The 14,347-nt window shown below is 66.9% G+C and carries 12 protein-coding genes; 5 read left to right on the top strand and 7 right to left on the bottom strand.

What is annotated here, in order from left to right; genetic code table 11:
• The first annotated feature begins 64 nt into the window (after positions 1–64).
• Entirely contained in the window at positions 65–1,714 is a 1,650-nt protein-coding gene (gene groL, locus ACSBPQ_RS12645) for a chaperonin GroEL (protein WP_442682484.1), read from the top strand.
• Positions 1,715–1,811: 97 nt separating this feature from the next.
• On the opposite strand, the gene trxC is transcribed toward groL, so the two are convergent.
• The 6 genes from trxC to ACSBPQ_RS12615 all read right to left on the bottom strand — a co-directional run bounded on the left by trxC (position 1,812) and on the right by ACSBPQ_RS12615 (position 10,002).
• Positions 1,812–2,264, bottom strand: coding sequence for a thioredoxin TrxC (gene trxC / locus ACSBPQ_RS12640; protein WP_442682483.1), 453 nt, complete (start codon positions 2,262–2,264; stop codon positions 1,812–1,814).
• Between the two features lie 383 nt (positions 2,265–2,647).
• Positions 2,648–3,850: a hypothetical protein gene (locus ACSBPQ_RS12635; protein WP_442682482.1), complete on the bottom strand. Its 1,203-nt coding sequence runs from the start codon at positions 3,848–3,850 to the stop codon at positions 2,648–2,650.
• A gap of 186 nt (positions 3,851–4,036) precedes the next feature.
• Positions 4,037–5,746 (bottom strand): hypothetical protein, encoded by a 1,710-nt coding sequence (locus ACSBPQ_RS12630; protein WP_442682481.1) that lies wholly within the window; start codon positions 5,744–5,746, stop codon positions 4,037–4,039.
• Between the two features lie 105 nt (positions 5,747–5,851).
• Positions 5,852–6,685: a hypothetical protein gene (locus tag ACSBPQ_RS12625; RefSeq protein WP_442682480.1), complete on the bottom strand. Its 834-nt coding sequence runs from the start codon at positions 6,683–6,685 to the stop codon at positions 5,852–5,854.
• A gap of 142 nt (positions 6,686–6,827) precedes the next feature.
• Positions 6,828–9,443 carry a protein kinase domain-containing protein gene (locus ACSBPQ_RS12620; protein ID WP_442682479.1) on the bottom strand — a complete coding sequence of 872 codons (2,616 nt, stop codon included), beginning with the start codon at positions 9,441–9,443 and terminating at the stop codon, positions 6,828–6,830.
• Entirely contained in the window at positions 9,433–10,002 is a 570-nt protein-coding gene (locus ACSBPQ_RS12615) for an ECF-type sigma factor (RefSeq protein ID WP_442682478.1), read from the bottom strand. Before ACSBPQ_RS12615 ends, ACSBPQ_RS12620 begins: the two co-directional genes overlap by 11 nt.
• Before the next feature lie 334 nt (positions 10,003–10,336).
• Here ACSBPQ_RS12615 and ACSBPQ_RS12610 point away from each other — a divergent pair, with 334 nt between their 5' ends.
• From ACSBPQ_RS12610 to ACSBPQ_RS12595, 4 genes are all read left to right on the top strand, one after another.
• Positions 10,337–11,410 carry a 3-deoxy-7-phosphoheptulonate synthase gene (locus tag ACSBPQ_RS12610; RefSeq protein WP_442682477.1) on the top strand — a complete coding sequence of 358 codons (1,074 nt, stop codon included), beginning with the start codon at positions 10,337–10,339 and terminating at the stop codon, positions 11,408–11,410.
• Positions 11,411–11,556: 146 nt separating this feature from the next.
• On the top strand, positions 11,557–12,000 hold the full coding sequence (locus tag ACSBPQ_RS12605; RefSeq protein ID WP_442682476.1) for a hypothetical protein: 444 nt from the start codon (positions 11,557–11,559) through the stop codon (positions 11,998–12,000).
• Positions 11,984–12,280, top strand: a complete 297-nt coding sequence (locus tag ACSBPQ_RS12600) for a GIY-YIG nuclease family protein (protein ID WP_442682475.1) — start codon at positions 11,984–11,986, stop codon at positions 12,278–12,280. The genes ACSBPQ_RS12605 and ACSBPQ_RS12600 overlap by 17 nt, the downstream gene beginning before the upstream one ends.
• 132 nt (positions 12,281–12,412) lie before the next feature.
• Complete coding sequence (locus ACSBPQ_RS12595; RefSeq protein WP_442682474.1) at positions 12,413–12,751, top strand: YegP family protein; 339 nt, start codon at positions 12,413–12,415, stop codon at positions 12,749–12,751.
• A gap of 73 nt (positions 12,752–12,824) precedes the next feature.
• On the opposite strand, the gene ACSBPQ_RS12590 is transcribed toward ACSBPQ_RS12595, so the two are convergent.
• Positions 12,825–14,339, bottom strand: coding sequence for an acetyl-CoA hydrolase/transferase family protein (locus ACSBPQ_RS12590; RefSeq protein WP_442682473.1), 1,515 nt, complete (start codon positions 14,337–14,339; stop codon positions 12,825–12,827).
• Positions 14,340–14,347 lie beyond the last annotated feature (8 nt).

The raw sequence follows: 14,347 nt of genomic DNA, 5'->3' as shown, positions 1-14,347 counted from the left end.
CTGTCACTCCCCTTTCCCGATAAAAGCGGCCGGGCCTGGCCCGGCTCTACCAGAGGTAATTGCAATGGCTGCCAAGGATATTCGTTTCGGTGAAGACGCCCGTACCAAGATGGTGCGTGGTGTCAACGTTCTCGCCAATGCCGTGAAGGCGACGCTGGGCCCGAAGGGCCGCAACGTCGTGCTCGAGAAGAGCTTCGGCGCTCCGACCATCACCAAGGACGGCGTGTCTGTCGCCAAGGAAATCGAACTGGCCGACAAGTTCGAGAACATGGGCGCGCAGATGGTCAAGGAAGTCGCTTCCAAGACCAACGACAACGCCGGTGACGGCACCACCACCGCCACCGTGCTGGCCCAGGCGCTGATCCGCGAAGGCGCCAAGGCTGTTGCCGCCGGCATGAACCCGATGGACCTCAAACGCGGTATCGACAAGGCTGTGATCGCCGCCGTCGCCGAGCTGAAGAACATCTCCAAGCCCACCGCCGACGACAAGGCCATCGCCCAGGTCGGCACCATCTCGGCCAACTCGGACGAGTCGATCGGCAACATCATTGCCGAAGCGATGAAGAAGGTCGGCAAGGAAGGCGTGATCACCGTCGAGGAAGGTTCGGGCCTGGAAAACGAGCTGGACGTGGTCGAGGGCATGCAGTTCGACCGCGGCTACCTGTCGCCGTACTTCATCAACAACCAGCAGTCGCAGACCGCCGACCTGGATGACCCGTTCATCCTGCTGCACGACAAGAAGATCTCCAACGTGCGTGACCTGCTGCCGGTGCTGGAAGGCGTCGCCAAGGCCGGCAAGCCGCTGCTGATCATCGCCGAAGACATCGAAGGTGAGGCGCTGGCCACCCTGGTGGTCAACACCATCCGTGGCATCGTCAAGGTCGTGGCCGTCAAGGCACCTGGCTTCGGCGACCGTCGCAAGGCGATGCTGGAAGACATGGCCGTGCTGACCGGCGGCACCGTGATCTCCGAGGAAGTGGGCCTGTCGCTGGAAAAGGCCACCATCAAGGACCTGGGCCGCGCCAAGAAGGTGCAGGTCTCCAAGGAGAACACCACCATCATCGACGGCGCCGGCGAAGCCGCTGGCATCGAGTCGCGCGTCAAGCAGATCAAGACCCAGATCGAAGAGACCACCTCGGACTACGATCGTGAGAAGCTGCAGGAGCGCGTGGCCAAGCTGGCCGGTGGCGTTGCCGTGATCAAGGTCGGTGCCTCGACCGAGATCGAAATGAAGGAAAAGAAGGACCGCGTCGACGACGCCCTGCACGCTACCCGTGCAGCGGTTGAAGAAGGCGTTGTTCCGGGCGGCGGCGTTGCCCTGATCCGTGCGGTGACTGCGCTGGCTGGCCTGAAGGGCATCAACGAAGACCAGAACCACGGCATCCAGATCGCCCTGCGCGCGATGGAAGCGCCGCTGCGCGAGATCGTCGCCAACGCCGGCGAAGAGCCGTCGGTGATCCTGAACAAGGTCAAGGAAGGCACCGGCAGCTTCGGCTACAACGCCGCGACCGGCGAGTTCGGCGACATGCTGGACTTCGGCATCCTGGACCCGACCAAGGTGACCCGTTCGGCGCTGCAGAACGCCGCCTCGATCGCCGGCCTGATGATCACCACCGAAGCGATGGTGGCCGAGGCTCCGAAGAAGGACGAGCCGGCCATGGGCGGCGCCGGTGGCATGGGCGGTATGGGTGGCATGGGCGGCATGGACTTCTAAGTCCGCCGCAGCTTTCCCGCTGCTGATGTACGCAAAACCCCGCCGCGAGGCGGGGTTTTGTTTTGTCTGTACGCCGGAAGGCGATGTTGCCGGCGCGTCAGCCGCGCAGCTGGGCGCTGGCCCATTGCACGATGCGGCTGGCCGGCATTGCACCGGATTGGCGGGCGATCTCGCGCCCACCCAGGATCAGCACCATCGTCGGGATGCTGCGGATGCCGAAGCGGGTGGCGATGGCGGGTTCGGCCTCGGTATCGAGCTTGCCCAGGCGCATGTGCGGCTCCAGCGCGGCGGCGGCCTTGGCGAACTCCGGCGCCATCTGCCGGCAGGGTCCGCACCATGCCGCCCAGAAATCCACCAGCAGTGGAATCTGCGAGCGGCTGGCGTGGGCCTCGAACGCGGCGGCGTTCAATTCCAGTGGCGTGGCGGTGAACAGCGGCTGATGGCAGCGCCCGCAGGCCGGCGCCTGTTCCAGTCGCGCGGTTGGTACGCGGTTGATGGCATGGCAATGCGGGCAGGCGATCTGCAGCAGTTCGGCGGTCTCATTGTTCATCGCAACGGTCGGGAAAGCAGTCAGCGGTGTTGCAGTATGCCGCCGCCGCGGTGAACTTCTCATCGTGCATGCCCGGTGTGGGGCGCACACGGCCGCAGCGGCCGGCTCCGCTTTCCGTGTTTCGGGCGGTGCCTGCATCAACGCCGGACCGGTGCAGGACGCGCGCACATCATCGCGATTGCCGGCATGCAGCTGCGGTTGCGTCGTTGGTGGCGCGCGTGTCGCAGGCGCACAGGGCCAGGGCGATCAGGGCGGCGGACAGGAGAGCAGAGAATGCAGGGAATGTCGTCACCGCTCAGCACATTCTTGTGTAGGAACAGGGAAGCCCGTTCATCCGGGCTTCCCGTTGTCCGCTGTCGAGGAGTGGTGCGCCGTATAGGCGGTCAGCGTCCGAACAGGCCGCGCAGCATGCCCTTGGCCGCATCCTTCACCGCTTCGCGCGCGGCCGGTTTGGCGGCTTCACCACTGATGGCGGCGACGCCCGGCATCAGCATCGCGGTGGACTTGTTGCGCACGCGCACGTTCCATGCCGGTTGCCAGTCGCGCGGTGCATTGGCCGGGCGCGGCTCGGCGAGGTGGCGCTCGTTGCCGTAGGCGATCATCTGCACCATCGCGGTGTTCTGCGCGGCGTCGCCGAAGACACCCGGCGGGATGCGGCACTGGCGTGCGTCGCCACCCATCAGGGTGCGCTTGCCGATCCATTGTGTGACCAGTGATTCGGGCAGGAAGGTGATCATCTCCTGGCCGGCATAACCGTCTTCGGAACTGCTCCACATCACGATGGTGTCGCCATCCATGGCGGTGGCCTGTGCGAAGTAGGCGCGCGCGCCAGGCACCTGATCCCAGGCCAGGGCGATGCCCTTGCCGGCATCACCTTCGCGCCGGAGCTTGAGCTCGGGCAGGAAGTCGTGCTCGCTGCCGAGTTCAAAACGCATCGATTCGGGCACCGCGTTGCCGGTGACATGGTGGGCGCCGATCAGCGACGCCTGATTGCCGACGGCCTTGCGCGCGGCCGGATTGGGCCACAGCACATACTGCGGGCCGGCATCGATGGTGTTCGCCGGCACATTGCGTGGCTGCATCTGGCGGCCGCTGGTCACCGGTTTGCCATTGCGCACGGTCATGGAGAACTCGAGCGGTTGCCCGGCACCGACCTGCTCACCGCAGCCCCAGTAGTAGCGGATCTTGTAGCTGCCATCCTGCTGCGGGCCCGAGGCATCGTGCTCGCTTGTGCTGCCACCGCTGGAGGAGCTGCTTTCGGGTGCTTGCAAACGGATCTGCTCGCCGAGCCCCAGCCCCTTGGGCACGGCCTGGTCAGCCGGTGCGCCGGGCTGGCGGCGGTTGTGCAGGGCCACATCCAGGTATTTGCCCGGCATGCCGGGATGACGGGCCATGCCGTAGCTGGCGCGGTCACCGCCCATGGCGCCCGCCAGGCGGCCGATTGCGCCCATGCCGGGGGCGCCGGGCATGCTGTGGGTGGCTACGTCGAGGTAGAGCTCGGCCTGTGCCGCCCGCGCATCGGCGGAGAGGAGGGCGGACAGGGCGAGTGCCAATGCCGAGGCGGCGGGAATGAAAGAAACATGCATGATCGTGCCCTTGCGGAGAGACAGGCCGAACGGCGGCCGGGCCGGACCCGGCTATACCGGGTACCTCATCAACGAGAGGACCGCTCGGGAACTGACAGCAGACAGCGGAAAGTGGATCACGACGTCCGCGGGAGGTAGCCCCAGCGTCCTGATGCCATAACAACGGGACGCCGGCGGCCGGACGGGTCAGCGTGGCGTATGGCGCAGCGTGGCGATGCCTCTGTCCTCCATTGATGCCATCGCCGAGATCCCGTTCATGACTGACCACTCGGAGGTGGCGGTGACGAATGACTGGCCTGCCGGTGTTTGTTTGCCCTGGATCTTCCAGTCGCGGATAAAGCCGTCGCCATGGTTGACCAGATAGAGCGCCGGTGCGCCGGCCAGATCGGCCATCGGGGGTGAGGTGACCCCACCGCAGGTCATGCCGGAAATCAGCACCTGAGGCGAGGGCAGGCCGAGCTCGACTTCGATCGATTTGACGCCACCGCCGCCGTTGTAGAGATCGACCGGGTCAAAATCGAGATCCATCGCCAGGAAATGCCCGGTGTCGCTCCAACTCGACACGGTGCCAGGGATGCATCCGGGGGCTTTCTGCGTGTACACCTGTTTGAGCGACTCCATCGGCCCGCTGGACGGTTCGAAGTACGACGTGTTGCTGCTCAACGTACCGTCGAGGCTGAACGCGACTTCCGTGGACAATTCGCTGCTTTCGGCGAACGACAGATAGCTGCCGTTGAGGGATCGCGTATCCAGTTCGAACCGCGTGTCGACCTTGAAGTCCAGGTCGAAGTGCAGGCAGCCCTCGACCTGGCTCTTCATCTTCTCGAATACCGGTGAGTTCTCGATGCCCAACAAGGCAAGTTGTCTCTTGAACCCCAGATAGGCCACCGCGATGCGATGGACGATGTGCTCGTTCACGCACATCTGGTATTCCTCGTCCATGCACCTGGGCCCGACGGTGTTCTCCATCAGGTCGGCGACTTCGTCGAGGGTGCCTGGCGGGTCCTCGTATCCGAGCAGTTCGCGCTGGCGTGCGTAGCCGAGCACGGTCAGGATGGCCGAACGCCCGGCCGCGCAGCTCTGGCCGGCGGCTGCCAGGCGCGGCTGGATCACTTCGCGGTCGAGTTGTTCGAAGTACGGTTCGAGCCGTTGGGTGATGTCCTGCCCGAGTTCGTTTGGCCCGACCTGCTGTGACCACTCCTGCATGACCGCCCGCATCTGACTGGCGATCCGCTCCTCCGCGGAGCCGCCGATGCGCTTTCGCGCCTCCTCGACGTCGCCCATCAGTCCCTTGGCCACGCCGTAGCCGCTGAAGTGCGGCACCACGATCGCGATGCCCTGGGCCTTGAGCACCGGTTCGGCCAGCAGCAGCCGGTTGTCCGAATAGCCGTACAGGATCTGCTCGCCGGCCGGAATGGGCGTGGCCGGTTCGATGCGCAGCGTGGCCGGCACGTCGAACACCAGCCCGGACGGCTGCAGGTCGACGGTGACGTCGGTGCCGTTGCCGAAGGGCAGGCCTTCGAGCTTGCTCACCGGGGTCAGGGTGATCGACGTGCGCTGGCGCACCGAATCGGGCGGAACGGTGAGCGTGAACACGGTGCCGTCGGCGGCGGTGGCACTGATCGTGCCGCCATCGAATCCGATGACCTGGGTGGCGGCGCGTCCCTCGTCGAGTGTTGGTGAGACCTTGATCGCATTCTCGTAGTTGCCGAGTTCGACCGGGGCCGCGCCGCCGGCGCTGGTGTCACCTCCGGGGGTGCAAGCCCCCAGCAGGACTGCGATCAACGTTGTTGTGGCGATGACTCCCGCTGCTTGGGAAAGCCTCTTCAGCAGGGTCTTCATGGCGGCCGGCCCGGGCCATGCGGCGGATGTGTAGGGAATGAAGCGAATCTGCATGAGCGTGCCCTTGCGCAAAGAAAGGCCGGACGGTGGTCCGGGTATTCCATCCACGCGATCCGGTGGCGAAAACTGACAGCTGCGCGATTCAATGCCGCGCGGGCTTCAGTCGGCGATGGCGGCCAGATCCACGTAGGCGTCGTACTGCGGGCGCAGCAGGGGCAACTGCGCCTGCACTTGGTCGCGTTCGACGGCCGACAACGAGGCGTAGGGATCGCGGGCCAAAACCTCCACGGCGTATGCGCGTTTGTGCGGTTCCAGCCCGGCCAGCCGCGCTTGGCCCGCGGGGCCGGCATAGCGCTCATGCATCATCACTTCGTGGAGCATCCTGTGCATGTCGGTGCGCAGTACCCGATACGCCGGCAGTGGCAATCCGGCCTTGGCCGCCACCCGTCGACCTTCATCGCCATATTTGGAAAGGGATACGAAGTGGGTGCCGTTGGCGCGCATCAGGGCGATCTCTGCCTCCTGGCCGCGGACGTAGGCGTCCAGCGTGGCGACGGTGATGGCGGGTCGGGTTTCCTCGTCGGGTGTGTGGCTGGACGTGGCGAGACGATTCCGGGAGAGGGGCATGGGCTCGGCAGGACTGGCGGCACAGCGGGCATGGATGGTTGCCATGCGACGCCTGGCATCAGCGGTTTCGGCAGCGAAACGGGAGTGCAGTCCGGTCGCATCCACCGCCGCGATCCAGCCTTCCAGCGCTTGGCCGAGGGCGGGCGCACTGTCGCAGGATTGTTCCTGCGCGATGGCGGGCGGATCACTGAGTTGCCGGTAGGCCGTCTCCAGCGGTTCGGCCAGTTGCGATTGCGATGATGGAGCCACGGGGGCGTGCCCGTCGCAGGCGACGAGCAGCGTCAACAGAACCGTGACGGGCAGGCGCGCTGCGGCGCGAATGGCGGGATGGCGGTCAGGCGAGTGTGGCGTGGTGAGCGGTTTCATGGGATCGGAGCCTCGGCGGCGTGGAAATGGGACGGGTCGTGCTGTGTCGGCAGACCCGCATATCCCATCCACGCAATCCGGCGGCCTGGACTGACAGCGGCCGTGATCGCAGGCTCGCCGTGGCCGGCCTGCGGTGGCTCGGCTACAGAAGTGTGAGGCAGTTTGTCCGGTCAGGTGTGGCAAGGCACTGCGCCAGCGGCTGCTGCTGTGCGAACTCCCCGAGTCCGGCGACCAGCGCCGCCCTTGCCGTGGCATCGCCCGTTTCGTGTGCCAGCAGCAGTGACAGCATCCATGGCCGCATCCAGCTGCGGTCGGCGCCGCCCGGGGCGTTCTGTGGCTGCTCGCGGATCGGCGTCACCAGTTCAACTGCCCGGCCGCGATTGCCGCGGGCCAGTTCCAGTTCCACCTGCGCCATCGAATACCAGAACGAGGTGCCGGTTTGTGCGCTCACGGGGCAGCCATCGAGTGCCCGCGTCGCGGCGGCGACGTCGCGCTGCCGCAGGTGGACGGAGGCGCGCAGGCCGCAGATGCCGCGGGTAGTGCGGCTGTCCAGCACCTGGTTGAGCTGGCGCAGCGACTGGCTGCGGTCGAGGTCGCGCAGGGCCTCGTCGTAGCGCCCCAGACTGGCATGGGCGATGGCGCGGTAGCGGCTGCATTCGGACGACTGCACGTTCTGGCGGCCGGTGGCGGCATCGATATCCAGTGCGCGGCCGTAACTGCGCGTCGTCTCGTCCAGCCTGCCGCCGGCATGGAACCAGGCGCCGAGATGGCAGTGGATCACCGCACTCGCGTGGTGGGGCTTTTCGTAGATACGGTCGGCGATGGCGGCGGCCTGCTGGATCATCTCGCCGGCACGGTCCGTCTGGCCGGACGCGAGGAAGACCCCGCCATTGCTGGCCAGCATGTGCGCGTAGGTGCCGCTGTCTTCGCCCAGGATGCCGCGCCACAGCTGCAGCTCCTGTTCGAGCAGTTGCAGCACCTCGTCGCGGTCGCGGTTGGCCTGGAGCATCGCACCGCTGAGTACGCCCAGGACCTCGGCGTGCAGGCGGGTCTGTGCCAGGCCGACAGCCGGAATCTCGTCGAGGATGGCGCGCAGTTCCGCCTCGGCCTTCTCCGGCGCGGTGAACGCCAAGGCCTCGGCGAAGGCCTTGCGCGCGCGCAGCCGATCCTCGGGTGCGGCATCGAAGCGTTCCCCCTGGGCGATGGCGGTACGCGCCTGTTCGAGCGCGGCAGCGGCATCACCGGTGGCCGCGGACAGCGCCGACAGGCTCATGTGCACTTGCATGCGGTCGCGCGACGCGTCCGGCGCATGGCGTTGCAGCAGGGCCAAGGCGGCCTGCAGATCGGCCTGTGCGGCGGCGTATTCGCTGAGGCTGGAGCGGGCGTTGCCGGTCAGCATCAGGATGTCGGCGGCGGCCAGTGGATCGCTGGCCGACACGTCGCTGCGTGCGCGGCGGGCGCCTTCGTCCAGCAACTCCAGCGCGGTCGGCACGCCGCCGGACGCCGGTTCGGTGGAGGCGAACACGCGCTGCAGGAAGTCACGCACCAGCACCGCCCGCTGCGCCTGCGCGCGCGCGTTGGCGGCCTCGCGCCGGGCTTCGCCGGCCTGCCACAGGGTGGCGCCGATGCCGCCGGCCATGGTCAGCAGCAGCAGGGCTGCCGCCGCCACGCCCAGTTTGTTGCGTGCGATGAACTTGCGCAGCCGGTAGCCCAGCCGCGGTTTCTGCGCGAGCACCGGGCGGCCGTCGAGCCAGCGGCGCAGGTCGTCGGCCAGCGCTTCGGCGGTGGGGTAGCGCTGCCCCGGCTCCTCGGCCAGGGCTTTGAGCAGCACCCGGTCCAGGTCGTTGCGCAGCGGCACGTAATGGCGGTGGTAGGCGTCGCCGGCGTCGCGCACCAGCAGCGAGGGGCGGGTGGTCTCGCTGCCTGCGGTCACCGCCTGCGGGGTGCGCCCGGTCAGCAGCCGGTGCAGCAGCGCGCCCAGCCCGTAGACGTCGACCGCGGTGCTCGGCGGGGCGCCCTGCAGCTGCTCGGGCGCGGCGTAGCCGGGGGTGAGTGCGCGCCACAGCGTCTGCGTGCGCTCGTCCTGGCTGTCGGCGAACTGGCCGATGCCGAAATCGAGCAGGCGCACCTGGCCGCTGCCATCGACCAGCACGTTGGAGGGCTTGAGGTCACGGTGGATCACCAGGTTGCGGTGCGCGTAGGCGACCGCGTCGCAGACCTGCAGGTACAGCCGCACCACCGCGCGGGCGTCGGGCGCCTGCGTCTCGCACCAGCGGTCGATGCGCTCACCCTCCACCAGCGGCATCGCCAGCCAGCAGGTGCCGTCGTCGGCCACATCCGAATCGACCAGGGCGGTGACATTGGGATGGTTCAGGCGCGCCAGGATCGCCGCCTCGCGGCGGAAGCGGTCCGGTCCGCCCGCGCCCAGCGCGCCCAGGGTCAGGATCTTGATCGCCGCCTGCTGCCGCGCCATGCCCTGCTCGCGCCAGCCGCGATAGACCACCGCCATGCCGCCACGCCCCAGTTCCTCCTCGAGGGTCCAGTCACCGAGCCGGCTGCCACGCAAATTGCCGCCTGCCGGGTCCAGCGCGGCGTGCGGGCGCTGGTGCGCGGCGATCAGCTGTTGCAGCCGCGTGCGCACCGGATCGGGCAGCGCCAGCGCCGCCAGCCATGCCGCACGTCGCTCCTCGGGCAGATCCAGCCACTGGTCGAAGGCGGCATCGGCCGCCTGCCAGTGGGCGATGTTCTCAGCGTCCATCGCCGCCCTCGTCCAGCATGGCCTGCAGGAACGCGCGGGCACGCTCCCATTCCCGGTACACGGTGCGCTCGGATACCTCCAGCAGGCGCGCGATCTCGCCGAACTCCATGCCGCCGAAATAGCGCAGCTCGACGATCTTGCGCCGTTGCGGGCTGATCGCCTCCAGCGCCTCCAGCCCCTTGTCCAGCGCCAGCGCGGTGGTCATCGCGACCACGGCGTTGTCCGGGATACGGTCATCCAGATGGACCATCACCTGGCCACCGCCGTGTTTCCCGGCGGCCCGCCGGCGCGCGCGTTCGATCAGGATCCAGCGCATCGCCTTGGCCGAAGCGGCGAAGAAATGGTTGCGGTCGGCCAGCGGCAGCGGCGCACCCTGGCTGATGCGCAGGTACAGCTCATGCACCAGCACGGTCGGGGTGAACGTGGCTTCGTTGCCATACATGCGCGAATTGGCCAGGCGCAGCAGCTCCGGATACAGCGCCTCGAACACCGCGCCCAGTTGCCCGGGGGCACCGTCGCGGGCCCGCGCCAGCAGTGTGGTGATGTCGGTATCGGCCACGGTTCCCCTCCCTGAGCTTTCGCGGCGACGGTAGCAACCCCGCTGGCCACGGGCAATCTCGCAGAGGTGGCTGTTCCATGACGTGCCGGTTCCACGTTGCAGCTGAAACTGTCGCACTGCACAAAAAACCGTGTTATCAATGCAACCCATGAACGCAGCCCGCGCCAGCTTTTATTTCTGGTACTACTTTCCGAAGCCGCTGGCGGAGGAAGGACTGCGCTCATCCTGAAGAAACTTTCAGACGCATTCCCGAAAGCCGCCAGCGAACCTGGCGGCTTTTTTCATGCCGCCAGCGCTGGGGCAAACCATTCACGTTCTGACTGGAGTCCCCGCAATGCCCCCGCACACCGATGACCTTCGTATCCGCAAGCTCGAGCCGCTGACCTCGCCGGCGCAGTTGCTCGCATTGCTGCCCTGCGACGATGACGCCTCGCAGACCGTGGCCGATTCGCGCGCGGCGCTGCATCGCATCCTGCATGGTGAGGATGACCGTCTTGCCGTTGTGGTGGGGCCATGCTCGATCCACGACCCGGTCGCGGCGATGGACTATGCCCGGCGCCTGCAGCCGTTGCGCGAGGCGCTGGACGGCGAACTGGAAATCGTGATGCGCGTGTACTTCGAGAAGCCGCGCACCACGGTGGGCTGGAAGGGCCTGATCAACGATCCGGACCTGGACGGCAGCTTCAACATCAACAAGGGCCTGAGCGTGGCCCGTGGCCTGCTGCGTGACATCAACAAGCTGGGCCTGCCGGCCGGCGTGGAATTCCTTGATGTGATCTCGCCGCAGTACATCGCCGACCTGGTGGCGTGGGGCGCGATCGGTGCGCGCACCACCGAAAGCCAGGTGCATCGTGAGCTGGCCTCCGGGCTGTCGTGCCCGGTCGGCTTCAAGAACGGCACCGGGGGTGATGTGAAGATCGCCGCCGATGCGGTCGGCGCGGCCTCGCACCCGCACCATTTCCTGTCGGTGACCAAGGAGGGTGGCACCGCCATCGTCTCCACCGCCGGCAATCCGGATTGCCACGTGATCCTGCGCGGCGGCAAGACGCCCAATTACGACGCCAGCAACGTGCAGGCGGCCAGCGAGGTGCTGGAAAAGGCGCAGCTGCCGGCGCGGCTGATGATCGATGCCAGCCATGCCAACAGCAGCAAGAAGCCGGAGAACCAGCCGCAGGTGATCGCCGATATCGCCACCCAGCTGCAGGCCGGCGAGCAGCGCATCGTCGGGGTGATGATCGAAAGCCATCTGGTGGCCGGTCGCCAGGATCTGGTCGAGGGCCAGCCGTTGACCTACGGGCAGAGCATCACCGATGGCTGCATCGGCTGGGACAGCACGGTGCAGGTGCTGGAGCAGCTGGCCGAGGCGGTGCGCGTGCGCCGCCGCGTGCAGCTGGAAGCGGCGGCCTGAGCCAAGCGTGACCGCTGCACTGGCAGTGGCCATGACGCCCGGTTAATTTGGGCGACGGGAGGCGCAAGCCTCCCGTTTGCTGTGGTCACGGGGGCCAGGGTGCCACGTGGCAGGAAGCCTGTTGAATCATTACCAAGGAGAAAATGATGCGTAACCGTATGTGCGGCATGGTGCTGGTCATGCTGCTGGTGCCGGGCGTGGCGCTGGCCAAGAAGGAAGTGGTGGACTCGGGCAGTGGCTGCCTGCAGAACCTGTCGGTGAGTGGCGGCTTCACGTCCGGCAAGCAGTTCCTGGCCTCGACCGACCATGAAGACATCAGTTACGCCGAGGCTTTCCGCAAGACCGTGGCCGCGATCGAGGCCGAAGGCATGGTCGGCATCTATCCGAACGAGCGCACCGGCTATATCGCCGCGGAAAATCCGGTGACCGGCGGTGGTGGCGCCACCGTGCCGTTGCGTACCACGGTGCGCCGCCAGGACGACGGCAGCATCCGCGTGGAAGTGCGTTTCAGCATCAAGGGCGGGCAGATGACGTCCAACAAGGCCGTCGGCGCGGGCATGTGCAAGATCGCCGATGCCGCCAGCCTGTGAGCCGGGCAGCGGGGTGAGCGCGGGCGTGCACCGCTGGTTCCTGTATCTGCTGGAATGCCGTGATGGCAGTTACTACGCCGGCATCAGCACCGATGTGCAGGCGCGCTTCCAGGCGCACGTCGCCGGCAAGGGCGCGCGTTATACCCGCGCGCACCCGCCCCTGCGGATTCTCGGCTGGCGTGCCTATGCCGACCGTTCGGCGGCATCACGCGCGGAATGGCAGATCAAGCAGCTGCCGCGCGATCGCAAGCTGGCCTGGCTGGAGCAGGCGGCCGATTGAGGTAGAGTCGGTCATGCGGTGGCGGTGTCTGATCGCCGCCGCGTCCGGTTGTCCGGGCCCATGGCCGGGCATGCGGCCGCAGCGGCAGGGCGGTGGTGTGCCGGCATCATCCTGAAACCTGGGGGAATTGCGATGGCAGGTTGGTACGAGTTGGACCACAGCAGTGATGGCCAGTTCTATTTCGTGCTCAAGGCGGGCAACGCCGAGGTGATCCTCACCAGCGAGCGCTACACCACACGCGCGGCGGCCGAGAACGGCATCGCCTCGGTGCAGAAAAACAGCGGCGAGGAGGCGCGATACGAGCGCAAGACGGCCAGTGACGGGCGTCACCACTTCAATCTCAAGGCCGCCAACCACCAGGTGATCGGCAGCAGCCAGCTGTATGCCTCGCAGGCGGCGCGCGAGGCGGGCATCACCAGCGTCAAGGCCAATGGCTCCAGCACCACGGTCAAGGACAAGACGGCGGCCTGAGCGCGATCCAGAGAGTGGCCCAGACAGAAAAGCCCGGCATTGCCGAGCTTTTCTGTTGCGGTGGATGCAGGGCTCAGCCCTTCATGCTGCCGGTGTCGATATAGCGCTGGTGCCAGGACAGCGCTTCGGGCAGCAGGTGCGGGGTGTGCTTGCCATAGCTGTCACGGCAGGCGCGATCGAAATAGTCGTTGAGCTGGTCGCGGTAGTGCGGATGGGCACAGTTGTCGATCACCTTGCGGGCACGGGCACGCGGCGGCAGGCCGCGCAGGTCGGCCAGGCCCTGCTCGGTGACGATGATCGACACGTCATGCTCGGTGTGGTCGACGTGGCTGACCATCGGCACGATCGAGGAGATGCTGCCGCCCTTGACCGTGGACGGGCTCAGGAAGGTGGACAGGAAGCCGTTGCGGGTGAAGTCGCCCGAGCCGCCGATGCCGTTCATGATGCGGCTGCCCATCACGTGGGTGGAGTTGACGTTGCCGTACAGGTCCACCTCGATCATGCCGTTCATGCCGATGCAGCCCAGCCGCCGTACCAGCTCCGGATGGTTGGACATCTCCTGCGTGCGCATGATGATGCGCTCGCGATAGAAGGCGATATTGCGCTTGAACTCCTCGTTCGCCTCCGGGCTCAGCGCGAAGCCGGTGCACGAGGCGTAGTCCAGCACGCCGGACTTGAGCAGGTCGAGCATGCCGTCCTGGATCACCTCGGTGAAGGCGGTCAGGCCACGCAGGCCGCTTTCGGCCAGGCCGGCCAGCACCGCGTTGGGGATGTTGCCCACACCCGACTGCAGCGGCAGCAGGTTGGCCGGCAGGCGGCCCTTGGCCACTTCATGCTTGAAGAACTCGATCAGGTGGCCGGCGATGAGCTTGCTGTCCTCGTCGATCGGCTTGAACGGGCTGTTGCGGTCCGGGCCATTGGTGCGCACCACCGCCACGATCTTGTCCGGATCGACCTTGAGCGTGGTCTGGCCGATGCGGTCGTTGGCGCTGACCAGCGGGATCGGCTTGCGGTGCGGCGGCAGCGCGGTGCCGTAATAGATGTCGTGCATGCCCTCGATGCCGTCGGGCTGCCACTCGTTGACCTCGATGATGACTTTCCTGGCCAGGTCCAGCCAGGTCTTGTTGTTGCCGATCGAGGTGGAGGGCACCAGCGCGCCGTCCTCGCGGATCGCCGACACCTCGATCACCGCGGTGTCGATCTCGCCGTAGAAGCCGAACCAGACGTGCTGGGCGACGTGCGACAGGTGGATGTCGATGTAGTCCAGGGTGCCGTTGTTGATGCGGTTGCGCGCATCCGGATCACTCTGGAACGGCATGCGCATGGCGATACCGTTGGCCTTGGCCAGTGCGCCGTCCAGTTCCGGCGCGGTGGAGGCACCGGTCAGCAGCTGGATCTGGAACGGGCGGCCTTCGGCCTGCACCTGTTCGATGCGCTGGGCCAGCGCCATCGGCACCGCCTTGGGATAGCCAGAACCGGTGAAACCGCTCATGGCGACGGTCTCGCCCGGCTGGATGAGGGCCGCGGCTTGCTCGGCGGAAACGATGCGTTCGCGCAGATGCGCGTTCAGGATGCGTTCGACAGACATGACAGCAG

This window comes from Stenotrophomonas sp. JC08 (assembly GCF_052180205.1).
Classification (GTDB): Bacteria; Pseudomonadota; Gammaproteobacteria; order Xanthomonadales; family Xanthomonadaceae; genus Stenotrophomonas.
Note: the sequence above shows the minus strand (reverse complement) of the source record. Positions and strands in the feature narration are given on the sequence as shown.